Here is a 25,765-nt window from a genome sequence, read left to right as displayed (position 1 = left end):
CCCCGGGGGTTTTTGGGTAGGTTGGTCGCAGTGAGCCAACCGCCGTACTCCCCGTATCCCCAGCAAGCGCTGCCAGGCTGCTGGTGGCACCCGGACCGTGCCACCGGCCTGAGTTGTGTCCGCTGTGGCCGGCCCGCCTGCCCGGACTGCCTTCGCGAGGCGTCCGTGGGTTCGCAGTGCGTCGACTGCGTACAGGCTGGCCGGCAACAACAGCGCGCCCAGCAACGGCAGTACCGTTCGCTGGACTACGGCGAACGCACCGTGGCGGGGGCCAAGCTGGCCAGACGGCCGATCGTCACCCCGGTGCTGATCGCGTTGAACGTGCTGGTCTACCTGATCACCGTGCTGCAGTCCGGCAGCCCGATGGACAACCAGAACTCGCAGCTCCAGCAGGACGGCGTGCTGTGGCCGTACGGCGTCGCCGGCGGCGAGTGGTGGCGGCTGATCACCTCGGGTTTCCTGCACTACGGCCTGCTGCACATCGCGGTGAACATGTTCGCGCTGTGGGTGCTCGGCCGGGACCTGGAGCTGCTGCTCGGCAAGATCCGCTTCACCGCGGTCTACTTCGTCTCGCTGCTCGGCGGCTCGGTGGCCGTCTACCAGTTCAGCGACCCGAACGGGCCGACCGCGGGTGCCTCCGGCGCGCTCTACGGGCTGATGGGCGGCCTGCTGGTCGCGGTGCTGCGGCTGAAGCTCAACCCCGGCTTCGCCATCGGCACCATCGTGCTGAACCTGGTGATCACCTACGCCATCCCCGGTATTTCGCTCTACGCCCACGTCGGCGGCCTGGTGGTGGGCGTGCTGGCGATGGCGGCCATGCTCTACGCCCCGGCGAAGGGTCGCGCCGGCTGGCAGGCGGGCACGGTGGTGGTGCTGCTGATCGCGCTGGTCGGGCTGTACCTCTACCGCGACGCGCAGCTGGCCGGGGTGTACTGCCGGTACGTCGGGTCCGAGCTGAACTGCTATCTGGCTCGCTAGAGCCGGCCGGCGCGCAGCGCGGTGAGCACGTCCAGCACTTCGCGGGGGTCTTCGCCGAGGTCGAGCCGGCCGAGCACGAAGAACCGCTCGTCGGCGTCCAGTTCGAGGGTGGAGCTGTCCCGGCCGAGCCGGCGGGTGCCGGCCAGCCGGACCCGGACCTCGTGCCAGGCCAGCTCGTGCACGCCGTTCACGGTGCGGACCCGGATACCGTCCTGGCCGGCCGCGAGCCGTGGCCGGAGCAGCGTGCCGAAGCCGGCGGCCACGGCTAGCACAACCGCCCCGGCACCGAACAGGACGGCCCCGGGGAGGTCGCCGGACAGCGCCGCTATCGTTGCTCCGGCCGCCAGGGAACCGGCCAGCAGCCAGCCGACGGCGAGCACCGCCGGGCGCGGCGCCCAGCGTGCCGGGTAGTTATCCACAGGGGTTATCCACACTGGGGATGAGTCACACCGGTGTAATTTGGTGTCAAGCCGCCATCCGGAGTAATCATCTCGACCTGGGGATCTAGCGCCACTTCATGGTCATCAACAGGCCGGCGATCATCAGCGCGAAGCCGATCGCGAAGTTCACGTTGCCGAGCTCGGCCATGAAGCCGATCTTCTCCCCGGCGATGTAGTTCACCACCAGCCAGAGCAGCCCGAGCAGCATCAGGCCGAACATCACGCTCTTGTAGACAATGTGGGACGGCCCCGCGGCACGCACCTTCACCGGCGTGCGCCGGTCGGTCGGCGGGGTGTACGCCGTCTTCTTTCGGACCTTCGACTTGGGCATGAGAGTCCTCGCGTGACGTTCGGGTGAGTCTGTGCGTCGTTGGCACTATCGGGTGCGCAACCAGTGCTTCGTGAACACGTTAACGTAATCGAGGACGCGCAAGAACCGGGGCGAGCCGTCCTTGTCGCCCAGCGGATCACAAGAGTGTGACGGTGGGCACCGGATGACGCTCGAAGGGAGCCTGCGTGACCACGCACGACCAGCCGGAAGGGCCGGCTGAACGGACGTTCACCGGTCCGGAAGCCGAGCACGCCGGCCCGCTTACGGCCGAGCCGGTGGAGCCGCGGCCGGGCCGCAGCACGCTGGCCGTCCGCAGCGTCGGCGAGGTGCTCATCACCGCCGGGCTGGTGGTCCTGCTCTTCGTCGCCTACGAGCTGTACGTCACCGACTGGTTCTCCGCGGGCAAGCAAGCCGCCGCCAGCTCCACCCTGGACGACGACTGGGGCCGCGAGCTGCACTCGGACCTGATCGACGGCAAGGCCTTCGCCAGGCTGTACATCCCGAGCTTCGGCGCGGACTACCAGTTCACCATCCAGGAGGGTGTCGGCCCGGCGTCGCTGGAGGTCGGGCCCGGCCACTACAAGGACACCGCGCTGCCGGGGGAGCCGGGCAACTTCGGCATCGCCGGGCACCGGGTCGGCAAGGGCGCCCCGTTCAACGACCTCGACCTGCTGAACTCCTGCGACGCGATCGTGGTGGAGAACTCGACCGACTTCTTCGTCTACCGGGTGCTGCCGCACGCCGAAGAGCTGGCCGACTGGGCGAACGGCAAGGGGCGTGACCCGAAGTGCGCCAAGGTCGGCACGCTGCGCGACCCGGCCCAGCCCGGCGGCGGGCTGTACGGGGACACCGTCGGCCGGAAGATCGTCGCGCCCAACCGGGGTGACGCGGTCGCGCCGGTGCCGTACCGGGCCACCGCGACCCTGCCCAAGGCGTCGCAGGCTTCCCTGCTCACCTTGACCACATGCCATCCGCAGTTCTCCGACCGGGAGCGGCTGATCATCCACTCGGTGCTGGTCAACCAGTTCCAGAAGTCGCCGGGCTCGGGCTATCCGGATCTGCTGCGCGAGATCGGGGAGGCCTGATGTACGGCTGGATCTGGCGGAAGCTACCGGGGCCGGTGGCGGCCAAGGTGGCGCTCGCGGCGGTGCTGGTGCTCGGCGTGGTGGCGCTGCTGATGTTCGTGGTCTTCCCGTGGCTGGAGCCGAAGCTGCCGTTCAACGACGTGTCGGTGCAGTAGGTGCCGCCGCGGTTCGGGGTCTTCCTGGTCACCGGCCGGTTCCCCGGGCAGGACGACGCGGACGCGCTGCGCCGCTCCACCGCGGCGATCCGGGCAGCCGAGCTGGCCGGGTTCGACGACGTCTGGCTCGCGGAGCACCACTTCATGCCGTACGGCGTCTGCCCGTCGGCGGTCACCCTGGCCGCGTACGCGCTGGGGCGGACCGATTCGATCGAGATCGGCACCGCGGTCAGCGTGCTGTCCACCGCGCATCCGGTGGCGCTGGCCGAGCAGTGGTCGATGCTGGACATCGTCTCCGGCGGGCGGTTCCGGCTCGGGGTCGGCCGCGGCGGGCCGTGGCAGGACCTGGAGGTGTTCGGCACCGGGCTTGGCCGCTACGAGACCGGTTTCGCCGAAGGGCTGGATCTGCTGCTGCGGTCGATGACCGCGGAGCGGGTCGGTGCGGACGGCGCGGAGTTCGCCTTCCGCGAGGTGCCGATGGTGCCGCACGTGCCGGGCCGGAGCACGCCGCCGGTGCTGGTGGCCTGCGGGTCGCCTGGTTCTTCGTCGGTGCGGACGGCCGCCGGCCGTGGCCTGCCGATGCTGCTCGGTATGCACGCCGACGACCAGGAGAAGGCGGACACGGTGGCGGCCTACCGGGCGGCGGGCGGCCAGGCCGGCGCGCGGCACGTGTCCACCGTGCTGTGCCAGGTGGCGGACGACCGGGCGGGCGCGGTGCGCGAGGTGCGGGCGGCACTGCCCGGCTGGCTCGCCGACGGGCTCGCCGCACATGTGACGGTGGACGGGCGGCCGCGGCCGAAACGCGATCCGGTGGCCTATACCGACCTGCTCTGCGAGCTGCACCCGATCGGCGCACCCGAGGACTGCGTGCGGCGGCTGTGCGCCGGGATCCGGGACACCGGCGTCTCCCACGTGATCATGATGGTGGAAGCCGCCGGCGTCGGAGAGCGCACGCTGGAGAACATCGAGCGGATCGGCGCCGACGTGCTGCCCGCGGTGCGCGAGCGGGTCAGCAGTCGCGCAGCTCCGGGCTCTGGTTGAGCAGCTGGCCGCGGACCGAAACGAACGCGCGGTACCTGTCACTGTCTACTTCGGACAGACGGAAGGCGCCGACCCGGTGGCAGTTCTGGAAGGCGAGCCGCACCCCGAAGTGCCGCTCCAGGCCACCGCGGATGGAGTCCGAGGCCAGCGCGCGCAGCAGCTGGCCGCGTTCGGCCTCGCTCGGCGGTGGCGTTTCGTGGTCGGCGAACCCGTCGACCGAGCCCTCCAGATCCGCGATCACCGTGGTGATCACCTGCCAGGCGTACGGCAGCGAGTCCCGTACGCAGGCGACGAACTCCGCGTCGGTGACATCACCTTGCTCGGCCTTTTCCAGCAGTGCCGGCGAAACATCGAGAGACATCGAACCTCCAACAAGGGGCCGTGCTTGACCACTATTGGCTACTCGCCCGTCGCCCATCGGGACAAGAGAAAACGATAGTCTTTACCGGGTTGGACGCGGGTGACTTCGCTCCGTGTTCGGCGGATCGCACGAACGTGGGAAAAAGCCCGGCCCGCCGGCACTGTGGTCTGCCGACGGACCGGACTGTGGAGGAAGGTCTTTCAGTCTCGTGGGCCCCGGGAAACCCGGACCATTTCCGCGCGCTCGACCACCTTCACCCGTTCGCGGCCCTCCGGCGCGCCGAGCGAGCGCTCGTGCTCGTCCAGCAGGCCCCAGCCGGCCCAGGTGGTGAACGGCACGTGCCGGTCTTCGAGAAAGCCGAGGATGGCGTCGCGGTCGTTGTGCACCGGGGCGCGCAGGGTGCCCGCGTCCGCGAGCAGGCTGGCCACGGTCTCCGCGGCGTCGCCCTTGGTGTGCCCGATCAGCCCGACCGGGCCGCGCTTGATCCAGCCGGTCACGTAGACCCCGGCCAGCTGGTGCTCGTCCAGGTCCAGCACCCGGCCGGCCTGGTTCGGCACGGTGCCGGCGAAGTGGTCGAACGGGATCTCCGGCAGGTGCGAGGACAGATAGCCGACCGCGCGGTAGACCGCCTGCACGTCCCAGTCGTGGAACTCGCCGGTGCCGCGCACGTTCCCGTCGCCGGTCAGCTCGGTCCGCTCGGTGCGAAGACCGGCGACGCGGCCTTCACCGAGCACTTCGGCCGGCGAGTGGAAGAAGTGCAGATGCAGCCGCCGCGGCCGGCCGCCTGGTTCCCGGATGGCCCACTCCTGGAGGGTCTTCACCACCATGTCGACCTGCTTGGAGCCGCGGATCGCGGCCATCGAACCCTGGTCGAACTCGATGTCCGCCGGGTCGACGAGCACCTCGACGTTCGGCGAGTGGTCCAGCTCGCGCAGCTCCATCGGGGTGAACTTGGCCTGCGCCGGCCCGCGCCTGCCGAACACGTGCACGTCGGTGACCGGGCTCGTCTTCAAACCCTGGTAGACGTTCGGCGGGATTTCGGTGCTGAGCAGCTCGTCCGCGGTCTTGGCCAGAATCCTGGCCACGTCCAGCGCCACGTTGCCGACGCCGAGCACCGCCACGCTGGTGGCGTCCAGCGGCCATTCGCGCGGCACGTCCGGATGCCCGTCGTACCAGGAGACGAAGTCGGCCGCGCCGTGGCTGCCCGGCAGCTCGATGCCGGGCAGGTCCAGCGCCCTGTCCGCGGAGGCGCCGGTGGAGAAGATCACCGCGTCGTAGAACTCACGCAGGTCGTCCAGCTTGATGTCGGTGCCGTAGTCCACATTGCCGAGCAGCCGGATGTTCGGCCGGTCCAGCACCTTGTGCAGGGCCTGCACGATGCCCTTGATGCGCGGGTGGTCCGGTGCCACGCCGTAGCGGATCAGCCCGAAGGGGGCCGGCATCCGCTCGAAGAGGTCGATATGCACGTCAGTGTCGGACTTGTCGAGCAGGTCGGCGGCGTAGATACCGGCCGGGCCGGCGCCCACGATGGCCACACGAAGAGAACGGGTCACACCCTCGAGGCTAAAGTAAGGTTAGCCTAACCTGAAATGTGATCTGGCGTACGGTCCACCAGCTGGGAGTCGGTAGAGTGACGCCATGCGTGTACTCGTCGTCGACAACTACGACAGCTTCGTCTACAACCTGGTGCAGTACCTGGCGCAGCTCGGCGCCGACTGCACGGTGTGGCGGAACGACGTGGTCGACCTCGAGCGGGTCGGCGAGTTCGACGGCGTGCTGGTCTCGCCGGGGCCGGGAACTCCGGAGCGGGCCGGGCAGAGCATGGACGTGGTCCGCCGCTGCGCGCGGGAAAGCACTCCGATGCTCGGCGTCTGCCTCGGCCACCAGGCGATCGGCGCGGTCTGGGGCGCCACCGTGGACAGGGCGCACGAGCTGTTGCACGGCAAGACCAGCGAAGTGCGGCACAACGGCACCGGGGTGCTGGCCGGGTTGCCCGACCCGTTCACCGCCACCCGCTACCACTCGTTGACCGTGCTGCCGGACACGATCCCGGCCGAGTTCGAGGTCACCGGGCGCACCGAGTCCGGGGTGGTGATGGGCATGCGGCACCGCGAGCTGCCGATCGAGGGTGTGCAGTTCCACCCGGAGTCGGTGCTCACCGAGGGCGGGCACCGGATGCTGGCGAACTGGATGGCCGCCGCCGGGCACCCGGTCGATAAGTCCATTGTGGACGACCTGGAGCAGGCGACCGCGGCTTTGCAGAAGGCCGCCGCGGCGTGAGCAAGGCCTTGCTGGCCCTGCGTTCGGTCGGCAAGCGCTACCCCGGTGGCGAGCCGGTGCTCTCCGGGATCGACCTGGAGCTGCGCCGCGGCGAGGTGCTCGGGGTGATCGGTACGAACGGCTCCGGCAAGTCCACCCTGCTGCGGATACTGGCCGGGGTGTCCGAGCCGTCCGCCGGCATCATCGACGGACGGCCGAGGGTCGGCTACCTGCCGGACCGGTTTCCGGCCGCGACCAGGATGAGCGCGATGGCGTACCTTCGCCATCTCGGCCGGATCAGCGGGCTGTCCGAAATAGACGGTCGGGCGGCCGGGCTGCTGACGCGGCTGGCACTGGCCGGTGGGCCCGGCGCGCCGCTGCGACAGCTGTCCAAGGGAAATGCGCAGAAGGTCGGGCTGGCGCAGGCGCTGCTGGCCGAGCCGGAACTGCTGGTGCTGGACGAGCCGTGGTCCGGGCTGGACAAGGACACGCACGGGGTACTCGGCGAAATTCTGGCCGAGGCAAGGGAACGGGACCTGAGCGTGGTGTTCACCGACCACCGTGCGGAGGTCGCGCGTGCGCACGCGACCCGGGTGCTCCGGCTTTCCGGCGGAGTGCTCGGCCCGGCCGACGAGCATAGGGATTCCGGGGGCTCCGGGGAGCGAGCGCGGATATTGTTGCGCGGCCCCGGTTCCGGCGACTGGCGCACCGAGCCGGGACTGGTCGTGGTGGCCGACGGCGACGACCGGTGCGAGCTGACCGTGCCGGCCGAGCGCTGCGACGCGGTGCTGCTGCTGGCGTTGCGCCGCGGCTGGTCCGTGCTTTCGGTGCGCACCCCGGTGGCGAAATGATCGCGATCCTCCGGTACCAGCTCGCGCTGCTCGGCCACTCCCAGCGTTTCCTGCCCCCGTCGCTGGCCTATCTGCTGGTGCTCGCGCTGCTGTTCAACGAGCGCGACGCCCCGGCCGAACCGGAGTTCGCGGTCAGCGCCGGCGCGCTCACCGTGTTCGCCTGCTGGCTGACCATCGCGCTGGTGGACGCCGAGGACCCGGTGCAGCGGCTGATCACGCTGAGCCATGCCCGCCGGTGGCCGAAGCTGCTCGGCGGGACCGTGCTGACCGTGTTCGGCTGCTGCCTGGTGCTCACCGCGCTGACCGGGCTGTGGTCGGTGCTCACCCACGGCGGCGGTACCCCCGGCACCCTCACCGTCGGCGCGCTGGCGCACCTGGCCTGCGCCGGTACCGGTATCGCGATCGGGCTGCCGTGTTCGCGGCTGCTGATCCGGCGGCTCGGCTGGACGGTGCTGGCGGCACTGGCCGCGCTCGCCGTGGTGGTGCTGGTCCGCTGGGTACCGCTGGTGAACCCGATGCTGCGGTCCCTCACCGAACCCGGCTCGACGGTGGTGCCCGTGCTGCTCGGCCTGCTGGCCTCGTTCCTGGCCCTCGCCGCCAGCTTCGCCGCCGTGCACACCCGCGTCCGCCGCACCTGACGTCGTGAGTGAAAAACGTTGTCCCGGCAACACTTTTCACTCACGACCGTCGACCTGCGGAAACGTCTGGTGGCTTCTATGTGCTTGCCGCCGTTGCACTCGAGCCATCGACGTGGGCCGAGGTTCGTGCGGCGATGCAGGAGCGGGTGGCCGCGTTACCGGGACTGCATCTGGTGACCGTCGGCTCGCCGGTGCCGGTCCGACGGCAGGAGCGGGCGCGCTCGGCTTGTCTTGAGCGGCTGGTGTTCGAACTGCATGCCTTGGGAGTAGCGGACTTGTGCATGGAGGCGCGCACTGAGGTGCTCGACAACAACGATGTGGCCACTGTGCGAGGCGCCCGGTTCGCGTTGCCGAAGGGGGCACGTTTTCAGGTGAGCCATCGCACCGGCGCGGACGAAGGAGGCCCCGCACCTTGTGTGTGGTGCGGGGCCTCCTTCGGCGAAGTGGTGGCTCAGTTCCCGCCGCGGCCGCCACCGCCGATGGGCGGCCATGGCAGGCCCGAGGAGGTGGTCGGTGTGCTGCTGCCGTCCTTCTCCCCGATGAACAGCGTGATCGTCTGGTCCTTGGTGATCTTGGTGGCCTGGCCGGGCACCGTCCTGGTCACCTTGTCCACCAGGTCGTCGTCGGAGACCTTGTCCGCCTGCGTGTTCACCTTGCCGCTCCAGCCGGCGTCCTTCAGCGCGGACAGTGCCTGGTCCTCGGTCATGTTGCGCAGATCGGGCATGTCGATCAGCTGCTTCGAGCCGTTCGACACCTCGAGCGTGACCTGCGCTCCCTCCGCCAGTGAGCCACCGTTCGGCTTCTGGTCGGTGACCTGCTCCTTCGGCTTTTCCGAGTCGACGTCCTTGCGGGTCACCTTGAACTTCAGCGCCTCGAGCGCGGACTTGGCCTCCGCGTAGGTCTTGCCGCGCTGGTCGGGCACCTCGATCAGCGCCTTTGTCTTACCCACGGTGATCTTGATCGTGGTGCCGCTGTCCACCTGGGTACCGGCGGCGCGGTCCTGTTCGAGCACCTTGCCGTACTGGCTCTGGTCGTCGACGTCCTGCTCTTCGACGTTCGGGTCCAGCGTCAGGCCGACCTTGCTCAGTGCCTCCGCCGCCTGGTCACGGGTCATGCCGAGCAGGCTGGGCACCTGCACCTGGGTCGGCTTGCCGCCGACCTTCAGCACGATCCGCTGGGTCAGGGTCACCTGGCTGGTCGCCGGCGGATCGGTGGAGATGACCTTGTCGATCTCGTCCGGGCCGCAGGTCTGCTGGCCGGCGGACGGGTTGCTGCTGCAGGGGACGACTTCCTTGCTGTAGTTGGTCAGCCCGGCGTCGCGCAGGATCTGCTCGGCCGCCGCCACCTGCTGGCCCTTCAGGGTCGGCATCGGCTTGGTTTCGTCCTTGCTGTCGAACAAGCCGAGCATGAACATGATCAACGCGATGACCGCGATCCCGAGCACCGCGAAGCCCGCGATCATCTTGTTGCGGCGCTTGCGTTTCTGCTCCGCCTCCTGATCGGGGTCGTAGTCGTCGTAGTCCTCCGCGGCGGACTGGCGGCGGCCGTCCATCAGCTGGGTGCGCTCGTCGTCGGCCATCACCATCGGCGCGGACGGGCGCTGACCGGACAGCGCGCGGACCATGTCCGAACGCATCTCGGCGGCCGACTGGTAGCGGTTGGCCGGTCCCTTGGCCAGCGCCTTCAGCACGATCGCGTCCAGCTCCGGGGAAACCGCGGGGTTCACCGTGGACGGCGGGTGCGGGTCCTCCCGGACGTGCTGGTAGGCCACCGCGACCGGTGAGTCACCGGTGAACGGCGGCTCACCGGTGACCAGTTCGTATAGCACGCAGCCGGCCGCGTAGACGTCGCTTCGCGCGTCCACACTCTCGCCTCGTGCCTGCTCCGGCGACAGGTACTGCGCGGTCCCTATCACCGCCGCGGTCTGCGTCATCGCGGACTGGCCGTCGTGGATGGCCCTGGCGATGCCGAAGTCCATCACCTTGACCGCGCCGTTCTTGGTGATCATCACGTTGGCCGGCTTGACGTCGCGGTGCACGATGCCGTGCCGGTGCGAGAAGTCCAGCGCCGCGGAGACGTCGGCCATGACCTCCATCGCCCGCTTCTGCGACATCGGTCCCTCGGTCTTGACGATGTCGCGCAGGGTCCGGCCGTCCACGTACTCCATCACGATGTAGGGCAGCGGACCGTATTCGGTCTGCGCCTCACCCGTGTCGTACACCGCGACGATCGCCGGATGGTTCAGCGCGGCCGCGTTCTGCGCCTCGCGCCGGAACCGTTCCTGGAACTGCGGGTCACGGGCGAGGTCGGCACGCAGGATCTTCACCGCGACCTCGCGCCCCAGCCGGACGTCGTGACCGTGATGGACCTCGGACATGCCGCCGTAGCCGAGCGTGTCGCCCAGCTCGTAGCGATTTGAGAGCAGTCTGGGTGTGCTCATCGGTGGTTGCCGTTCCGTTCCGTCCAGGGTGTGCTCATCATGCCTTGCAGTCCGTTGATCTCCGTCGTCGGCCGGTCGGGGCTGACCTCGCCCTGTTCATCGCCGACCGAGGGCCCGGTGCTTCGGTTCGGTGCCGTCGGTTCCGGGATTCCCCTGGCGGGCTGGCTGGTCCCCGGCGGGGCCTCACCCGGCCCGACCGTCGGCCGCCCGCCGTCCTCGTCGCGGAGCAACCGGGGGATCAGCAGCACCGCGGCGGTCACCAGCACCGCGACCACCACCACGAGCACCACCCACAGTGCCGGATGGCCGCGTTTGTGCCGCTGGACCGGCGGATGGGCCAGCCCCGGGGGTGCGACCGGGTGCATCGCCGGATGTGACGCCGGACCCGGCCCGGTGGCGGCGGGGGCCGGGGTCAGCGGGCCGGATGGCGGCATTGCCATCGCCTGGTTCGGTCCGGCAGCGTACGCCGTGTTGAGCAGGCCGACCGGGGTGGGCAGCGGATGCCCGGCCCGGACGGCGGCCACCGCGTTCGCGAACTCGCCACCGCTGTTGTAGCGCTGCCGCGGGTCCTTGATCAGGGTCGCCTCGATCACCGCGCGGGCACCGGGCGGTACGTCCGGCGGCAGCGGCGGCGGCATGTCCCTGATGTGCATCATGGCCACGGTCACCGCGTTCTCGGACAGGAACGGGCGGTAGCCGGTGAGGCACTCGTATCCGCAAACGGCCAGCGAGTAGACGTCGCTGGCCGGTTCCGCGTCGGCGCCGAGCGCTTGCTCCGGTGCGATGTAGTGCGCGGTGCCCATCACCATGCCGGATCTGGTCACCGGCGCCGCGTCGGCGGCCTTCGCGATGCCGAAGTCGGTGAGCTTCACCTGCCCGCCCGAGCTGATCAGGATGTTGCCCGGCTTCACGTCGCGGTGCACCAGCCCGCGCTCGTGCGCGGCCTGCAGCGCGTGCCCGGCCTGCTCCAGGATGTCCAGCGTGCGGTCCGCGTTGAGCCTGCCCTCGCGGGCCAGGATGCCGGCCAGCGGCTCGCCCTCGACCAGCTCCATCACCAGGTACGCGATCGAGTGCTCGCCGGCGATCGTCTCGCCGTAGTCGTGCACCCCGGCGACGTTCGGGTGGTTCAGCGAAGCGGTGGTGCGGGCCTCGGTGCGGAACCGGTGCAGGAACTCGGCGTCCCCGGACAGCTCGGCCTTGAGCACCTTCACCGCCACCGTGCGGTCCAGCCGGGTGTCGTTGGCCTGCCAGACCTCACCCATGCCGCCGACCGCTATCCGGCCTGCCAGCCGGTACCTGTCGGCGAGCAACTGGCCCGTGGACAGCATCCGCTACCCACCCCCGAGACCCGCGTTGATCGCGGCGCGGCCGATCTCCGCGGCCACCGTGCCGCCGGTGGCCTCCAGGCCGCGGTTACCACCGGACTCGACGATCACCGAAACCGCGATCTTCGGGTCATCGGCCGGGGCGAACCCGGTGTACCAGGCGTGCGGCGCGGTGTTCTTGGGGTCCTTGCCGTGCTCCGCGGTCCCGGTCTTGGAGGCGATCTTGACGTCCGGCTTCTTGCCGGCGCCCTTGGTGTTGTCCTCGGAGGCCAGCATCATGTCGCGCAGGATGGCCGCGTTGCTCGAGGAGAGCGCCGCCTTCCCGGTGAGCTCTTCCGAGTCGACCGTCTCCATGGTCTGCAGGTCCGGCGCGAGCAGCGAGTTCACCAGCTGCGGCTTCATCGCCATGCCGCCGTTGGCCACGGTCGCGGCCAGCAGGCAGTCCTGCAGCGGGGTCAGCAGGACGTCGCGCTGGCCGATGCCGCTCTGGTACAGCGCGGCCTGCGACTCCAGCTGGCCGAGGCCGGACTGGGCCACCGGCAGTGGCACCGCGAGGTCGGACTGGCCGATGCCGAAGTTGGCCGCGGTCTTGGTCAGCTTCTCCTTGCCGAGCTGGCCGGCGAACTCGGCGAACGGCACGTTGCAGGAGTGCGCCAGCGCGTCCCGGAAGGTGGTGCCCGCGCAGGCCGCGCCGCCGTAGTTCTCCAGGGTGGTGTTGGTGCCCGGCAGCTTCACGTTCGGCGCGTTGCTGACCGCGGTGTCCGGGGTGGCCCCGTTCTCCAGCGCGGCCGCCGCGGTGACCAGCTTGAACGTGGAGCCCGGCGGGTAGATCTCCTGCACCGCCCGGTTCAGCATCGGCTTGGCCTTGTCGTCGTTGTAGCTCTCCCACGCCTGCTGCTGCTCGGTGCTGCTGTGCGAGGCGAGCTTGTTCGGGTCGTAGGAGGGGGTGGAGACCATGGCCAGGATCCGGCCGGTCTTGGGCTCCATGGCCACCACCGAACCGGTGTAGCCCTTCTTGGTCATCAGGTCGTAGGCGGCCTGCTGCACCGCCGGGTTGATGGTGAGCTGCACGTTGCCGCCACGCGGGTCGCGGCCGGTGATCATGTCCGAGAGCCGGCGCACGAACAGCCGCGGGTCCGAGCCGTTGAGCACCTCGTCCTCGGTGCGCTCCATGCCGCGGGCGCCGTAGCGGACCGAGTAGAAGCCGGTGACCGGGGCGTACAGCGGGCCGTTGGCGTAGGTGCGGGTGAACTTGTACTTGTCGTCCGACGGTTCGACGCTGGCCAGCACGGTGCCGTCGGTCTGCGCGATCAGGCTGCCGCGCTGCCGGGAGTACTCGTCGTAGAGGATGCGCACATTGCGGCTGTCGGTGCGGTAGTCGTCCGCCTTGACCACCTGGATGTAGGTGGCGTTCGCGAGCAGCAGCAGCACCATCACCATCATGGTGACGCCGACCTTGCGCAGGGGCGTGTTCATCAGCTTCCTTCCCCGGTCACGGTGGGCGGACGCTGCACCATCACGGTATGCGCCTCGGCCAGCGGCGCCTGCTGCTGCGGCTTCGGCTTCGACGGCTGAGCCGGGCGGCGGGCCGCGTCGGAGATCCGCAGCAGCAGCGCGACCAGGATGTAGTTGGCCAGCAGCGAAGAGCCGCCGTAGGACAGGAAAGGCGTGGTGATACCGGTCATCGGGATCAGCTTGGTGACCCCGCCGACGATCACGAACACCTGCAGCATCATGGTGAAGGACAGGCCGCCACCGAGCAGTTTGCCGAAGGTGTCGCGGACCGCCAGCGCGCTGCGCATCCCGCGCATTGCCAGCACCAGGTAGACCATCAGCACCGCGCCGAGGCCGACGAAACCGAGCTCCTCGCCGATCGCCGCGGAGATGAAGTCGGTGTTCGAGGCGCTCACCAGATCGGGCCTGCCCGCGCCGAGGCCGGTGCCGCCCATCCCGCCGGTGCCGAGGCCGAACAGCGCCTGCACGATCTGGTAGCCGTCGCCGTAGAAGTCGGCGAACGGGTCCAGCCAGTTCTGCACCCGGGTCTGCACGTGGGTGAACAGGTTGTAGGCGATCACGCAGCCGCCGATGAACAGGCCGAGCCCGAGCACCACCCAGATCGCCCGCTCGGTGGCCACGTACAGCAGCATCAGCACGACACCGAAGAACAGCAGCGACGTGCCGAGGTCCTTTTCGAACACCAGGATCGCCAGGCAGGTACCGGCCGCGATGAACAGCGGGCCGAGGTCGCGGGCGCGTGGCAGCTCGATCCCGGCCACCTTCTTCCCCGCGCTCATGAAGATGTCCCGCTTGGACACCAGGAACGAGGCGAAGAAAATGGTGAGCAGGATCTTCGCGAACTCACCCGGCTGGATCTGGGCGACTCCGGGGATCCTGATCCACACCTTCGCGCCGTTGACCTCCGACAGCGAAGACGGCAGCACCGCGGGCAGGGCCAGCACGATGATCCCGATCAGCCCGCAGGTGTAGCCGTACCGGGTCAGGGTGCGGTGGTCGGAGATCACGATCAGCACGCCGAGGAACAGCACCAGCGCCAGCGCGGTGTAGACGACCTGCGTCGGTGCGACCCCCGAGTACTCGTCGCCGTTCTGGGCGGCCTTCTCGGTCAGTGCCAGGTCGATCCGGTAGATCATCACCAGGCCGATGCCGTTCAGCAGCGCCACCGCGGGCAGGATCAGCGGGTCCGCGTAGGGCGCCCAGCGCCGCACCGCGAGATGCGCGACGGCGAACATGGCCAGATAAGCCAGCCCGTACCAGATCACCGCGGAGGTGAGCTCCTGCTCCTGGTTCGCCTCGACCAGTACGAACGCGATGGTGACGATGACGGTCGCGAAGGCCAGCAGGACCAGTTCGGTGCCGCGCCTGGTGGGCACCTCGCGAGGAGGGTTGGTCTGGTACTGGCCGGCCAACGGGTCGGACTGGGGCTGGCTCATCAGCCGCCGCCCACTGGCGGCGGTGCCGGAGCCGGAGTCGCGCAGTCCCTCCCCGCTGGCTGCTCCGGCGGGACCGACTCGGTCGGCGAGCCGGGATCGACCACGCCCGGCTGCTGCTTGCAGTCCTTCAGCGTCTTCAACCGCAGAACCTGGTTGATGTAGTCACGTGCCGCACCGAGGTTCTCCTTCTTGACGCCGTTGCGCACCGCGGTGCGGGCGTCCTCCTGCAGTGCCGGCACCAGCAGCTTGTCGCACAGCGCGCCGCCGGGCACGCAGGAACCTTCGGCCTGCTGGTGCAGTTCGATACCGAGAATGCTGCCCGGAACGCCGCGGAAGATCACCACTTCGGAGTTCTCGCCCTCGCCGACGTAGTACTGGCTGAGCACGAAATAGCGAGTGGTGATCGCGGCCGCCGCCAGCACGATCAGCACCAGGAAGGTGCCGACCAGCCAGCGCAGCCGCTTACGGCGTTTGGCTTTTGGGTCCGGCGGCGGCTCCTGCGGCTCGGTCCGCTGCTGCGGCGGCGGCGCGGTCAGCGCGCGGGCGCGGGCGGCCGGCGAGTCGCCCTGGTGGTGCTCGTCGCTGCCGTCGCCGGCGGCGCCGCCGACGATCGGCGCGTCGTCACCGAAGTCCACGTCCACCACGTCGGCGATGATCACCGTGACGTTGTCCGTGCCACCGCCCTTGAGCGCCAGCTCGATCATCCGGTCCGCGCAGTCCTGCGGGTCGCGGATCTGGATCGCCTCGGCCAGCGTCTCGTTGCTGACCATGCCGGACAGGCCGTCCGAGCAGATCAGGTACCGGTCGCCGGCGCGGGCCTCGCGCACGGTCAGGCTCGGCTCCACCTCGTGCCCGGTCAGCGCCTTGAGCAGCAGCGAACGCTGGGGATGGGTGGCCGCCTCCTCCTCGGTGATCCGGCCCTGCTCCAGCAGCTCGTTCACGAAGCTGTCGTCGCGGGTGATCTGGGCGAACTGGCCGCCCCGGTAGAGGTAGGCGCGCGAGTCACCGACGTGCACCAGGCCGAGCCGGGAGCCGGAGAACAGCACCGCGGTCAGGGTGGTGCCCATGCCGTCCAGGTCCGGGTCGTTGGCCACCAGCTCGGCGATCGCGCCGTTGCCGTTGGACACCGCCTCTCGGAGCTGCGACAGCAGGTCGTCACCTGGCTCGTCGTCGTCGAGCGGGGCTAGGGATGCGATGACCACCTTGCTGGCGACCTCACCGGCGGCGTGGCCACCCATGCCGTCGGCGAGTGCGAGCAGGCGGGGGCCCGCGTATACCGAGTCCTGGTTGTTCGAACGCACCAGGCCACGGTCGCTGCGGGCCGCATAGCGAAGGACGAGTGTCATGGGCGAAGCTCGATCACCGTCTTGCCGATTCGGATGGGGACACCGAGCGGGACTCGGAGGGGTGCAGTGACCTTAGCCCGATCCAGGTATGTCCCGTTCGTCGAGCCCAGATCTTCCACGTACCAATCTGCTCCCCGCAGTGAAATGCGGGCGTGCCTGGTGGACGCGTAGTCGTCATCGAGCACCAGCGTGGAGTCGTCCGCCCTGCCGATCATGATCGGCCTGCCGTCCAGCGCGATCCTGGTCCCGGACAGCGCGCCGTGCGTGACGATCAGCTGATGCGGCGTCTTCCCGCCGGGGCGGGGCTTCTTGTTCTCCTTGTTGCGCCGCAGGCTGGGCAGCGCGACCCGCAAGCCGGAGGCCGCGTACAGATCGGAGCGGACCACGCGCAACGCGGCCAGCACGAAGAGCCAGAGCAGGATAAGGAACCCCACTCTGGTGAGTTGAACGACCAGCTCTGGCACCTGTTGTGTCAGCTCCCGCCTTGTCCGCACCCACCCGCGACGCCGGTTCGCCGCGGGACCCCCACAGGGTAATTCTGGGGCACAGGCAAGCCACGCTTCCCAGCGGCCGTACTTCGGCCGGCCCAGCCTCCTCGATGACGCGCTCGTCCCCGCCTCAGTGGACTCAGTGGGGTCAGCCCTGGGTGCGGAAGACCAGCGACGAGTGACCCACCCGGATCACGTCCCCGTCGGCCAGCTGCCAGGTCTGCACCGGGGTGCCGTTGACCGTGGTGCCGTTCGTCGAGCCGATGTCGGCCAGCGTCGCGCTCTGCCCGTCCCAGGTGATCTCCAGATGCCGGCGGGAGACGCCGGTGTCCGGCAGCCGGAAGTCGGCGTCCTGGCCGCGGCCGACCACGTTGCCGCCCTGCTTCAGCGAGTACGTGCGGTTCGAACCGTCGTCGAGCTGCAGGCTGGCCGCGAGCTGCCGGTTGCCGCCCTGCACGGCCGGCGGGGCGTAGCCCTGCTGCGCGTACGGGTCCGGCGCGCCCTGCGGCGGGTAGCCGCCACCCGCGGGCGGCTGGCCGTAGCCACCCTGGTCGTAACCCGGTTGGCCGCCGTAGCCGCCTTGGTCGTAGCCGGGCTGCTGCTGGCCGTAGCCCTGGTCGTAGCCGGGCTGGCCGCCGTAGCCGCCCTGGTCGTACCCAGGCTGCTGGCCGTAACCCTGGTCGTAACCCGGCTGGCCGCCATAGCCGCCCTGGTCGTACCCGGGTTGTCCCTGCTGTCCGTAGCCGTACTGGCCCTGCTGGCCGTACGGGTCACCCTGGTCGTATTGGCCGTAGCCGGGGGGCTGGCTCATTGCTGGGTCTCCTGCGTTGCTGGGTCGTGCTGACCGTCCTGAACCCTCGGCGTCATGCGCTTTGACGTCGGGATCGACGGACGAGCGGGTCTTGAACTGTCCAGTATGCAGCGCCTCGATGCGCTCGAGCGAAACTACGACGTCACCATAGGTGTCCCAACCGTGCTCGGCGAGGTGTTGCGCCACCGCCTCCGCGAGCACTCTGGTGACCCGCCGCTCGTCGCCGGCCATCTGGTCATGGTCCGCCTGCCCCAGCGACACGATGTAGTGATTCGGGGCGAGCAGCCTGCCACCGGCCAGCTCACGAACGTTGTCCTCACTCTCACGCTCCAGCGCCTGCGCCACTTCCTGCGTGACGACCTTGCCACCGAACATCCGCGCAAAGGTGTTTCCCACCAGGTCCTCAAGACGCCGATCAAAGCGCTTTACGCGGCCCACCGGGTTCAACTCCTCCTCACGCGTGTGCTTCCGCTATCGATCCTATCTGGGTGCGGACCATTCGACACCGGCCCCGGTAAAACCCGTCTGGGCGGCCTGCTACGCTGCTCTAGCTGTCGCAGTTGCTCGGGCGAGTGGCGGAATGGCAGACGCGCACGGTTCAGGTCCGTGTGTCCGAAAGGACGTGAGGGTTCAACTCCCTCCTCGCCCACCGTGTTCAAGGCCCCCAGCTGGCGCTGGGGGCCTTTCCCGTTGGCCTTCATTGTATTGGGGGGCCGAGCCCCCCAAACCCCCCGCGGTGCGGGCTCCGCACCTTGGCGAGCGTGGGGGCGTCTGGTCTGAACCAGCGAAAGATGGGTCGGTTGACTGGCTGGTTGCTGGGGTGGGGTGGGTCACAAAGGGGGGTTAGGTGTTGGCGCCGCAGAGGATCAGGGCGGGGTTGGTGGCGGGGATGAGGTCGGCGACGAAGGCGGCGAAGGGGAGCGCGGCGGCGGGTTCGACGGTGAGGCGGAACTCGTCCCAGAGCAGGTTCTGCGCGGCGATGATCTGATCGTCGGTGACCAGTACCGAGTGGACGTGGTGGTCGGTCAGCACTTCGAACGGGACGCGGCCGATCCGGCTGGCGCCCAGCGCCGACGAGGCCACCGAGTCCACTGGAGAGTCGACCGGCTCACCGGCGGCCAGCGCGTCGTGCAGGCAACGGCAACCCTCCGGCTCCACCGCCACCACCTTCCTGCCGTCCGCGGCCAGCGCGGTACCGGCGGCCAGCCCGCCACCCCCGACCGACGCCACCAGCGCGTCCACCTCGGGAGCGTCCAGCACGATCTCCGCCGCCACCGTGCCCTGACCGGCGATCACCGCCGGATCGTCGTACGCCTCCAGATAACGGACCCCCGGCGTCGTCGCGGCCGACCTCGCCATCGCCGCGGCGTCGGCGTAGCGGTCGCCGGCCCGCACCAGCCGGGCCCCGGCCGCCTCGATCCGCTTGGCCTTGCCGTCCGGCACCGACTCCGGCACGTACACCGTGGCCGGCAGGCCAAGAATCCGCGCCGCGGTGGCCACCCCGATGCCGTGGTTCCCGCCGGAAGCGGTCACCACGGCATCGGGCAGCTCCCCGGACAACAGCGCGTTGAGCGCCCCGCGCAGCTTGAACGAACCGGTGCGCTGCAACTGCTCCAGCTTGAACACCACCGGCCGCCCGGCGAACTCGGTGCGCAGCAACGGAGTACGCCGCACCTGCCCGGAAATCCGCCGCCCGGCCGCGGTGACCTCTTCGTTCGGCAAGGCCGGTTCAGCCCGCCGCTGTGACGTCGACAAGGTCAACGACGAAGATCAGCGTCTCGCCCGGCTTGATCACGTCGCCGGCGCCGCTGTCGCCGTAGGCCAGATGCGGCGGGATCACCAGCTGACGGCGGCCACCCACCTTCATGCCGGCAACACCCTGGTCCCAGCCGGGGATGACCCGGCCACCGCCGAGCGGGAAGCGCAGCGGCTCACCGCGGTCCCAAGACGCGTCGAACTGCTCGCCGGTGGAGAACGAGATGCCGACGTAGTGCACCGACACCACGTCGCCGGCGGTCGCCTCCTTGCCATCGCCGACGGTGAGGTCGGTGACGGCCAGCTCGGCCGGGGCCGGGCCGTCGGGGCGGTCGACCTGGGGCTTACCCGATGCGGGCACGGTCATGAAAACTCCTACTTACGTGGTCGTCTTTCCTCCGCACGCACGGTACGCAGCCTCGCCACGTGCCGCGCGCCGACCTGCGTCTAATTCAGAAGTGAGTGTTATGCACCCACGTCAGTGCACTTTGGGTGCACGTCTCACCGGTATCGGGCCGCCGCGAGCCACCCTCCGGGCGGCCCCCGTCGGCCCGATGTGCATAACCCTCACCGCGCCTACTGGAAGTACTTCTGCACGACCTGGGTGATCACCTGGTCGGCCAGTTTCAGCTTCGCCGGGTCCGGCTGCGGTTCGATCCGCTCCACCCCGCGGCCGGTCAGCGTCTCGGCCTGGATGTGCACGTTGCCCCTGCGGTTCAGGTCGTTGTACGGCGAGACGTACAGGTCGTACGCCTTCTTGCCGGTGTCGTAGAAGCTGACCGTCTGCTTGCCGGCGACCTGGACGACCTGGCGTTCGACGTAGAGGTCCGGCCGGTTGCCGTACTCGCCGGGCGCGTTCTCGCCGTCCACGTTCACGGTGAGCAGCATGGTGTGCGTCGGCTCCACGAAGAAGCAGTGCGCGCCCCAGGTGATCGGCTGGAAGCTCGGCCCGTACACGGCAAGCACGGTGTCCTTGAAGACCGCGCACTGCACGTGCCGGTTCTCGTCGGAAGCGGCCAGCAGCTCGTCGGTGCCCTTCGGTACCGGGGTGCCTTCCTTGAAGGGCTCGCAGTCGGACTGGCCGCCGGTGGCGCCGAAGTCGACGCAGGCGCCGAGTGCGCCGCTGTCGTTCTCGTCCGCCTTGTACAGCAGCGGCCGCTGCGGCTTGGCGTCCGCGTCGCTCGGGGCCTGCCCGGCGGTGGCCACCACCTTCTCGGCGAGTTGCGCCGCGATGTCGCAGTTGGCCGCGGTGAGCTCGAAGACCAGCGAGCCGAACCACTCGTTGCCGGCCCCGGAGTCGCCGTGGTTCCAACTGAGCTTGCAGTTGCTGCGGTAGTCGTTCACGATCCCGGGCTTGCCGGCAACGTCACGGGCCACATCGGACGATGAGGGGTCCCACTTGTCGTAGTGGGCCTCGAGCTCGGGGCTCTGCTGCGCCGAGGGCGGCTGGCCTTCCACCCGCTTCGGCTGCGCGCGGCAGCCGCTGAACTCGTCCTTGGTGCCTTCGGGTTCGTAGGTGTGCTTCTCCGCCTCGGGGCCGAGCAGCTGGGCCATGAAGAAACAGCCGTCCCAGGCGGAGAACGGCCGCTTGGTGTTGTCCACGGTGAGCGCGTCGGGGTTCTGCAGCTTGGCCACCGTGCCCTCGGCGTACTCCTTGAGGACCGGGCAGGCGTCCACGTCGTCGTAGGCGTCGTAGGACAGGGTGATGCCCCTGGTGAAGCTCACCGGGAGGACGAGGCGGCAGCCGTGGTGGGACTCGCTGTCGTCCTGGTACTGGTAGGCCTTCATGCCGCCCACGGTGGCGATCTCGCCGCGGTACCGGTCGAACTGCTCGGTGTGCGTGCCCACCTCGATCTCGATCCCGTCGGTGGCGGGCGAGTACTCCGGGTCCGGGGAGAGCAGGCAGGAGTGCGGGCCGGTGGGCACGGTGTTCGCCTCGGCCACCCCGCGCCGCTGCGCGACGCCGAGGTCCAACAGTTGGCAGGCGTCCAGCTTGCGCAGCGCCACGGTGACCGCCTGCATGTCCCGGTCGGGCAGCTTCGGTATCGCGGACTGCTCACCCGAGCCGGCTCCGGCCGGTTGTGCGGTCCCGCTGATCGCCGTGGCGCATCCGGCCGTGCCGAGTACCGCCACCACGGCGGCCAGCACCGGCACATGTTTCCCGAACTTCATGGGCTCCCCAACTTAGAACGACTTATGGGGAGCAGGGTATTACCTGGTCAGCCGCCGCGCGCGGGGTTTCGGCCAAGACGGGCTGTTACCGCCGCTACCCCATCAGGGCGATAAACGCGAAAGCTATTCACAATTATCCGACTCGTCGGTAACGTGCCGCAGGTCACCTTCTGCGAAGGAGCGCTGGGCGATGCCACGAAGGTTCCGGACCCTGACCGCGACGATGGCCCTGCCGGCCCTGTTGCTCTCCGCGGTGGTGGTGCCCACCGCGAGTGCCGCCCCGGCCGCGGCCACGGCGGCGGTGGACGACTACTGCGTCGGCCAGTGCAACGACATCCTGCCGCCCGGCCAGAACGGCAACGCGACGCTGGCCGACATCCTGGCGCACAAGGCGGTCGGCACCCGCCCGGCGCATGCCGCGGACCAGCTCGGCAAGTACGCCGCACTGGGCTCCGGCTACCGCGGCCTGACCACCGAGACCATCGGCGAGTTCTTCAACGACGCCTCCTTCGGCGTGCCTGCGGACCAGGTCCAGAGCGTGCACCGGCCACGCGCCGACGTCACCATCACCAGGGACAAGGCGACCGGCGTGCCGCACATCCAGGGCACCACCCGCGCCGGCACCGAGTTCGGCGCCGGCTACGCGGCCGCGCAGGACCGGCTGTGGCTGATGGACGTGCTGCGGCACGTCGGGCGCGGCCAGCTGACCCCGTTCGCCGGCGGCGCCGAGGGCAACCGCGGGCTGGAACAGCAGTTCTTCGCCGCCGCCCCGTACACCGAGCAGGAGCTCCAGCAGCAGATCGACACGGTGGCCGCGAGCGGGCCGCGCGGCGCGCAGGGGCTCGCCGACGCGAAGTCCTATGTGGACGGAATCAACCAGTACATCACCGAATCGCACAGCGGCCGCTATTTCCCCGGCGAGTACGTGCTGACCGGGCACGTGGACGCGATCACCAACGCGGGGAAGATCGATCCCTTCAAGCCGACCGACCTGGTCGTGCTCGCCGCCGTGATCGGCGCGCAGTTCGGCGGAGGCGGTGGCGGCGAGGTGCAGAACGCGGTCGCCAAACTCGCCATGCAGGAGCGCTACGGCGTCGAAGAAGGCGAGAAGGTCTGGCAGAGCCTGCGTTCCGCGGACGATCCGGAGACGGTGCGCACCCTGCACGACGGGCAGACCTTCCGCTATGGACAGACGCCGGCGAACCCGCAGGGCGCGGCGCTGCCCGAGCCGGCCACGGTGACCGGCCAGCAGCTGGTGTTCGACCAGACCGGTTCGGCCGCGGGCAGCGACGGGGATGCCGTGCCGCAGGTCCAGCAGAAGGGCATGTCCAACGCGCTGCTGGTGTCCGGGCGCAACACCGAAAGCGGGCACCCGGTGGCCGTGTTCGGCCCGCAGACCGGGTACTTCGCGCCGCAGCTGCTGATGTTGCAGGAGCTGCAGGGCCCCGGCATCAGCGCCCGCGGCGCGTCCTTCGCCGGGGTGAGCATGTACGTGCTGCTCGGCCGCGGCCAGGACTACTCGTGGAGCGCGACCACCTCGGCGCAGGACATCATCGACTCCTACGCGGTGGAGCTGTGCGACCCGAGCGGTGCGCCGGCCACCAAGGAGAGCGACTTCTACCGCTTCCGCGGCCAGTGCCTGCCGATGGACACCGTGGAGCGGAAGAACGCCTGGAAGCCGACCGTCGCCGACGGCACCCCGGCCGGCTCCTACACCCTGCGCAGCTACCGGACGAAGTACGGTCCGGTCACCCATCGCGCACTGGTGGACGGCAAACCGGTGGCCTACGCCGCGCTGCGGTCCAGCTACTTCCACGAGATCGACTCGATCATCGGCTTCCAGCAGTTCAACGACCCGGACGCGATCAAATCCGCACAGGACTTCCAGCGCGCCGCGCACGAGATCAACTACACCTTCAACTGGTTCTACGCCGACGCCAATGACACGGCGTACTACAACTCGGGCGCGAACCCGATGCGCAACCCTGCCGTGGACCCGAACATGCCGGTGCGGGCGGACGCCGGTTTCGACTGGCAGGGCTGGAATCCGGATGGCAACCGGGCGGCATACACGCCGATGGCGGAACATCCGGCCTCGATCAACCAGGACTACTACATCAGCTGGAACAACGCGCAGGCCAAGGGTTACGCGGCGGCCGGCGCGGACAAGTCCTCGGTGCACCGCGGCGACCTGCTGGACCGGCGGGTCAAGGAGATACTGGCCGGCGGCAAGGCGAACCGGGTGAACCTGACCAAGGCGATGGCGGACGCCGCGCTGGCCGACCTCCGCGCCGAGAAGGTGCTGCCCGAGCTGCTGCGGGTGCTCGACGGCGCACAGCTGCCCGCGCCCGTCGCGGCGGCGGTGGCGAAGCTGAAGGAATGGCGGTCCGCCGGCGCGCAGCGAGCGGAGACCAGTCCCGGCAGCAAGTCCTATGCCCACCCGGACGCGATCAAGATCATGGACGCCTGGTGGCCGTTGCTGGTGAAGGCCGAGTTCCAGCCCGGGATGGGCGACGCGGCGTTCAAGGCGATGACCGGGGTGCTGCAGATCAACGAGACTCCGTCCGGATTCGGACAGGCGGAGCCGGGTCAACGGGCCGGCACCCCGCACGCCGGTTCTGCGTACCAGCACGGCTGGTGGGGGTTCGTGCACAAGGACATCCGGGCCGTGCTCGGGGACAGCGTGGACGGGCCGCTCGGTGCGAAGTTCTGCGGCGCCGGCGATCTCGGCCGGTGCCGTCAGCTGCTCGCGGACTCGCTGACCCAGGCGGCCGCGCAGCCGATCTCCGAGGTCTACCCGGCCGATGCGGACTGTTCGGCGGGCGACCAGTGGTGCCTGGACAGCGTGATCCACCGGCCGCTCGGCGGGATCGCCCAGGACAAGATCAGCACCCAGAACCGGCCGACCTACCAGCAGGTCGTCGAGTTCCCGGCGAAACGCGGGGCGAACGTGGCCAACCTGTCGGCGGGCCGGACCGCGCAGGCGAGCAGCTACGAGCGCGGCTGGTTCGACTCGCCGCCGTCGAAGGCGGTGGACGGCGACCGCGGCACCCGCTGGGCCAGCGACTGGAGCGACGAGCAGTCGATCACCGTGGACCTCGGCTCGGTGCGCCGGGTGGCCAGGACGGTGCTGCGCTGGGAAGCCGCCTACGGCAAGGCGTACCGGATCCAGACCTCCGCCGACGGCAGCACCTGGCGGGATGTGAAGTCCATTGTGGACGGCAACGGCGGGGTGGACAACGTCACCTTCGCGGCCACGGACGCGCGGTTCGTGCGGATGGCCGGAGTGCAGCGCGGAACCGGATACGGCTACTCGCTCTACGAGTTCGAAGTCTACGAAAACTAGGGGGAGCGCCGATGAAGAGGACTGCCGCGTTCGTCATGGCGTTGACGATGGGGACGGCCGTGCTGGCCGGTACCGCTGCCGCCGAGCCGCTGCGGTACGAGCACTACGTGGCGCTCGGCGACTCCTACACCGCCGGCCCGCTGGTGCCGTGGCCACGGCTGGACAAACTGCTCTGCTTCGCTTCCACGAACAGCTATCCCGCCTGGCTCGCGGACAGCCTGGACGTCGGCGAGTACACCGACGCGAGCTGCAGTTCGGCGGACACCACGAACATGACCGGACCGCAGCCGGTGCCCACCGCGTCCTTCGCGCTCGGTTCCGCGGCCCCACAGTTCGACGCGCTCACCCCGGAGACCGACCTGGTCACCGTGGGCATCGGCGGCAACGACTCCGGGGTGTTCGGTGAGCTGGTCGGCACCTGCCCGGAGCTGACCGCGGAGAACCCGGTCGGCTCGCCGTGCCGCGATCTGTACACAGTGGACGGTGTGGACACGATGAAGCAGCGGCTCACCCTGACCAGGGCCAGGGTCACCGAGGTGCTGCGCGGTATCCACGAGCGCTCGCCGGCGGCGAAGGTGCTGCTGGTCGGCTACCCGCGGATCGCGCCGCCGAGCGGCTACTGCCCGGACGTCCTGCCCTTCGCGGACGGTGACCTGCGCTGGCTGGACAGTGTGGAGCAGGCGCTGAACGCGGCACTCGCGGACGCCGCGGCCGCGGACGGCGACACCACGTTCGTGGACACCTACGGTCCTTCGCTCGGGCACGACGCCTGCGCGACCGGTGGGGCCGCGTGGATCCAGGGCAAGGACCTCGACCTGTTCGGCGCCGCGCCCTACCACCCGCGCAAGGCGGGCATGACCGGTGTGGCCGGGCTGATCCAGCTCGAACTCACCGGACGGTCCGCGATACCCGGACGGCAGGCTCCGGCGAGCACCGCCACCGAGCCAACGGCCGATCCGGCGAAGGTGGCCGAGCTGCTGCGCGGCTGATCG

The 25,765-nt window shown here is 69.7% G+C and carries 23 protein-coding genes and 1 tRNA gene; 10 read left to right on the top strand and 14 right to left on the bottom strand.

Features of this window, described 5'->3' with window-relative positions; all coding sequences use genetic code 11:
• Positions 1–30 precede the first annotated feature (30 nt).
• Positions 31–978, top strand: a complete 948-nt coding sequence (locus tag AMYNI_RS0116120; RefSeq protein ID WP_051116332.1) for a rhomboid family intramembrane serine protease — start codon at positions 31–33, stop codon at positions 976–978.
• On the opposite strand, the gene AMYNI_RS0116115 is transcribed toward AMYNI_RS0116120, so the two are convergent.
• Both AMYNI_RS0116115 and crgA read right to left on the bottom strand, forming a co-directional pair.
• A complete protein-coding gene (locus AMYNI_RS0116115; RefSeq protein ID WP_020669054.1) occupies positions 975–1,397 on the bottom strand; it encodes a PH domain-containing protein in 423 nt (140 codons plus the stop codon). The two genes, AMYNI_RS0116120 and AMYNI_RS0116115, sit on opposite strands and share 4 nt — an antisense overlap.
• 85 nt (positions 1,398–1,482) lie before the next feature.
• Positions 1,483–1,749 (bottom strand): cell division protein CrgA, encoded by a 267-nt coding sequence (gene crgA, locus AMYNI_RS0116110; protein ID WP_020669053.1) that lies wholly within the window; start codon positions 1,747–1,749, stop codon positions 1,483–1,485.
• A 185-nt stretch (positions 1,750–1,934) separates the two neighbouring features.
• Here crgA and AMYNI_RS0116105 point away from each other — a divergent pair, with 185 nt between their 5' ends.
• Genes AMYNI_RS0116105 through AMYNI_RS0116095 form a run of 3 tightly spaced genes read left to right on the top strand, consistent with a single transcriptional unit; the run spans position 1,935 to position 4,030 of the window.
• Positions 1,935–2,834: a class E sortase gene (locus AMYNI_RS0116105; protein ID WP_020669052.1), complete on the top strand. Its 900-nt coding sequence runs from the start codon at positions 1,935–1,937 to the stop codon at positions 2,832–2,834.
• On the top strand, positions 2,834–2,989 hold the full coding sequence (locus AMYNI_RS49045; RefSeq protein WP_020669051.1) for a hypothetical protein: 156 nt from the start codon (positions 2,834–2,836) through the stop codon (positions 2,987–2,989). The genes AMYNI_RS0116105 and AMYNI_RS49045 overlap by 1 nt, the downstream gene beginning before the upstream one ends.
• Entirely contained in the window at positions 2,990–4,030 is a 1,041-nt protein-coding gene (locus AMYNI_RS0116095) for an LLM class flavin-dependent oxidoreductase (protein ID WP_020669050.1), read from the top strand.
• Here AMYNI_RS0116095 and AMYNI_RS0116090 read toward each other — a convergent pair.
• Both AMYNI_RS0116090 and AMYNI_RS0116085 read right to left on the bottom strand, forming a co-directional pair.
• Positions 3,999–4,391, bottom strand: a complete 393-nt coding sequence (locus AMYNI_RS0116090) for an SCO5389 family protein (RefSeq protein ID WP_020669049.1) — start codon at positions 4,389–4,391, stop codon at positions 3,999–4,001. The genes AMYNI_RS0116095 and AMYNI_RS0116090 overlap by 32 nt on opposite strands.
• Before the next feature lie 200 nt (positions 4,392–4,591).
• Entirely contained in the window at positions 4,592–5,917 is a 1,326-nt protein-coding gene (locus tag AMYNI_RS0116085) for a ferredoxin--NADP reductase domain-containing protein (RefSeq protein WP_026360517.1), read from the bottom strand.
• Positions 5,918–6,029: 112 nt separating this feature from the next.
• On the opposite strand from AMYNI_RS0116085, the gene AMYNI_RS0116080 reads away from it, so the two are divergent.
• The 3 genes from AMYNI_RS0116080 to AMYNI_RS0116070 are packed head-to-tail and all read left to right on the top strand — an operon-like array spanning position 6,030 to position 8,139.
• Positions 6,030–6,671 carry an aminodeoxychorismate/anthranilate synthase component II gene (locus AMYNI_RS0116080; RefSeq protein ID WP_020669047.1) on the top strand — a complete coding sequence of 214 codons (642 nt, stop codon included), beginning with the start codon at positions 6,030–6,032 and terminating at the stop codon, positions 6,669–6,671.
• Positions 6,668–7,501 carry an ATP-binding cassette domain-containing protein gene (locus AMYNI_RS0116075; RefSeq protein WP_020669046.1) on the top strand — a complete coding sequence of 278 codons (834 nt, stop codon included), beginning with the start codon at positions 6,668–6,670 and terminating at the stop codon, positions 7,499–7,501. The genes AMYNI_RS0116080 and AMYNI_RS0116075 overlap by 4 nt, the downstream gene beginning before the upstream one ends.
• Positions 7,498–8,139: a hypothetical protein gene (locus AMYNI_RS0116070; RefSeq protein WP_020669045.1), complete on the top strand. Its 642-nt coding sequence runs from the start codon at positions 7,498–7,500 to the stop codon at positions 8,137–8,139. Before AMYNI_RS0116075 ends, AMYNI_RS0116070 begins: the two co-directional genes overlap by 4 nt.
• Before the next feature lie 451 nt (positions 8,140–8,590).
• Here AMYNI_RS0116070 and pknB read toward each other — a convergent pair whose 3' ends face one another.
• From pknB to AMYNI_RS0116035, 7 genes are all read right to left on the bottom strand, one after another.
• Positions 8,591–10,579 carry a Stk1 family PASTA domain-containing Ser/Thr kinase gene (pknB, locus tag AMYNI_RS0116065; RefSeq protein ID WP_020669044.1) on the bottom strand — a complete coding sequence of 663 codons (1,989 nt, stop codon included), beginning with the start codon at positions 10,577–10,579 and terminating at the stop codon, positions 8,591–8,593.
• Positions 10,576–11,907, bottom strand: a complete 1,332-nt coding sequence (locus AMYNI_RS0116060; RefSeq protein ID WP_020669043.1) for a serine/threonine-protein kinase — start codon at positions 11,905–11,907, stop codon at positions 10,576–10,578. Before AMYNI_RS0116060 ends, pknB begins: the two co-directional genes overlap by 4 nt.
• Before the next feature lie 3 nt (positions 11,908–11,910).
• Positions 11,911–13,380, bottom strand: a complete 1,470-nt coding sequence (locus tag AMYNI_RS0116055; RefSeq protein WP_020669042.1) for a peptidoglycan D,D-transpeptidase FtsI family protein — start codon at positions 13,378–13,380, stop codon at positions 11,911–11,913.
• Entirely contained in the window at positions 13,380–14,855 is a 1,476-nt protein-coding gene (locus AMYNI_RS0116050; protein WP_026360515.1) for an FtsW/RodA/SpoVE family cell cycle protein, read from the bottom strand. The genes AMYNI_RS0116055 and AMYNI_RS0116050 overlap by 1 nt, the downstream gene beginning before the upstream one ends.
• Positions 14,855–16,201 carry a PP2C family protein-serine/threonine phosphatase gene (locus tag AMYNI_RS0116045; RefSeq protein ID WP_020669040.1) on the bottom strand — a complete coding sequence of 449 codons (1,347 nt, stop codon included), beginning with the start codon at positions 16,199–16,201 and terminating at the stop codon, positions 14,855–14,857. The genes AMYNI_RS0116050 and AMYNI_RS0116045 overlap by 1 nt, the downstream gene beginning before the upstream one ends.
• Positions 16,198–16,665, bottom strand: coding sequence for an FHA domain-containing protein FhaB/FipA (locus tag AMYNI_RS0116040; RefSeq protein WP_026360514.1), 468 nt, complete (start codon positions 16,663–16,665; stop codon positions 16,198–16,200). Before AMYNI_RS0116040 ends, AMYNI_RS0116045 begins: the two co-directional genes overlap by 4 nt.
• Positions 16,666–16,837: 172 nt before the next feature.
• Positions 16,838–17,938, bottom strand: coding sequence for an FHA domain-containing protein (locus tag AMYNI_RS0116035; protein WP_026360513.1), 1,101 nt, complete (start codon positions 17,936–17,938; stop codon positions 16,838–16,840).
• 128 nt (positions 17,939–18,066) lie between these two features.
• Here AMYNI_RS0116035 and AMYNI_RS0116030 point away from each other — a divergent pair.
• Positions 18,067–18,149 (top strand) — tRNA-Leu (locus AMYNI_RS0116030).
• Positions 18,150–18,343: 194 nt separating this feature from the next.
• Here the strand turns inward: AMYNI_RS0116030 and AMYNI_RS0116025 are convergent.
• From AMYNI_RS0116025 to AMYNI_RS0116015, 3 genes are all read right to left on the bottom strand, one after another.
• Positions 18,344–19,222 carry a serine/threonine dehydratase gene (locus AMYNI_RS0116025; protein ID WP_020669037.1) on the bottom strand — a complete coding sequence of 293 codons (879 nt, stop codon included), beginning with the start codon at positions 19,220–19,222 and terminating at the stop codon, positions 18,344–18,346.
• 7 nt (positions 19,223–19,229) lie between these two features.
• Positions 19,230–19,622 carry an FKBP-type peptidyl-prolyl cis-trans isomerase gene (locus AMYNI_RS0116020; RefSeq protein WP_020669036.1) on the bottom strand — a complete coding sequence of 131 codons (393 nt, stop codon included), beginning with the start codon at positions 19,620–19,622 and terminating at the stop codon, positions 19,230–19,232.
• A 209-nt stretch (positions 19,623–19,831) separates the two neighbouring features.
• Positions 19,832–21,427 carry a hypothetical protein gene (locus tag AMYNI_RS0116015; protein WP_020669035.1) on the bottom strand — a complete coding sequence of 532 codons (1,596 nt, stop codon included), beginning with the start codon at positions 21,425–21,427 and terminating at the stop codon, positions 19,832–19,834.
• A 190-nt stretch (positions 21,428–21,617) separates the two neighbouring features.
• Between AMYNI_RS0116015 and AMYNI_RS0116010 the strand changes: the two genes are divergently transcribed.
• Positions 21,618–24,773 (top strand): penicillin acylase family protein, encoded by a 3,156-nt coding sequence (locus tag AMYNI_RS0116010; protein WP_020669034.1) that lies wholly within the window; start codon positions 21,618–21,620, stop codon positions 24,771–24,773.
• A gap of 11 nt (positions 24,774–24,784) precedes the next feature.
• Positions 24,785–25,762 carry an SGNH/GDSL hydrolase family protein gene (locus tag AMYNI_RS0116005; RefSeq protein WP_084628387.1) on the top strand — a complete coding sequence of 326 codons (978 nt, stop codon included), beginning with the start codon at positions 24,785–24,787 and terminating at the stop codon, positions 25,760–25,762.
• Positions 25,763–25,765: the final 3 nt, after the last annotated feature.

This window comes from Amycolatopsis nigrescens CSC17Ta-90 (genome assembly GCF_000384315.1).
Taxonomy (GTDB): domain Bacteria; phylum Actinomycetota; class Actinomycetes; order Mycobacteriales; family Pseudonocardiaceae; genus Amycolatopsis; species Amycolatopsis nigrescens.
The sequence above is the reverse complement of the archived record's forward strand: the minus strand, read 5'-3'. Positions and strand labels throughout refer to the sequence as shown.

What these genes read in the sequence shown, in the direction of transcription:
- AMYNI_RS49045 (WP_020669051.1), top strand. Translation starts at nt 2,834, where the DNA reads ATGTACGGCTGGATCTGGCGGAAGCTACCGGGGCCGGTGGCGGCCAAG.
- AMYNI_RS0116015 (WP_020669035.1), bottom strand. Translation starts at nt 21,427, where the DNA reads ATGAAGTTCGGGAAACATGTGCCGGTGCTGGCCGCCGTGGTGGCGGTA.
- AMYNI_RS0116020 (WP_020669036.1), bottom strand. Translation starts at nt 19,622, where the DNA reads ATGACCGTGCCCGCATCGGGTAAGCCCCAGGTCGACCGCCCCGACGGC.
- AMYNI_RS0116055 (WP_020669042.1), bottom strand. Translation starts at nt 13,380, where the DNA reads ATGAACACGCCCCTGCGCAAGGTCGGCGTCACCATGATGGTGATGGTG.
- AMYNI_RS0116070 (WP_020669045.1), top strand. Translation starts at nt 7,498, where the DNA reads ATGATCGCGATCCTCCGGTACCAGCTCGCGCTGCTCGGCCACTCCCAG.
- crgA (WP_020669053.1), bottom strand. Translation starts at nt 1,749, where the DNA reads ATGCCCAAGTCGAAGGTCCGAAAGAAGACGGCGTACACCCCGCCGACC.
- AMYNI_RS0116060 (WP_020669043.1), bottom strand. Translation starts at nt 11,907, where the DNA reads ATGCTGTCCACGGGCCAGTTGCTCGCCGACAGGTACCGGCTGGCAGGC.
- pknB (WP_020669044.1), bottom strand. Translation starts at nt 10,579, where the DNA reads ATGAGCACACCCAGACTGCTCTCAAATCGCTACGAGCTGGGCGACACG.
- AMYNI_RS0116045 (WP_020669040.1), bottom strand. Translation starts at nt 16,201, where the DNA reads ATGACACTCGTCCTTCGCTATGCGGCCCGCAGCGACCGTGGCCTGGTG.
- AMYNI_RS0116050 (WP_026360515.1), bottom strand. Translation starts at nt 14,855, where the DNA reads ATGAGCCAGCCCCAGTCCGACCCGTTGGCCGGCCAGTACCAGACCAAC.
- AMYNI_RS0116010 (WP_020669034.1), top strand. Translation starts at nt 21,618, where the DNA reads ATGCCACGAAGGTTCCGGACCCTGACCGCGACGATGGCCCTGCCGGCC.
- AMYNI_RS0116090 (WP_020669049.1), bottom strand. Translation starts at nt 4,391, where the DNA reads ATGTCTCTCGATGTTTCGCCGGCACTGCTGGAAAAGGCCGAGCAAGGT.
- AMYNI_RS0116080 (WP_020669047.1), top strand. Translation starts at nt 6,030, where the DNA reads ATGCGTGTACTCGTCGTCGACAACTACGACAGCTTCGTCTACAACCTG.
- AMYNI_RS0116005 (WP_084628387.1), top strand. Translation starts at nt 24,785, where the DNA reads ATGAAGAGGACTGCCGCGTTCGTCATGGCGTTGACGATGGGGACGGCC.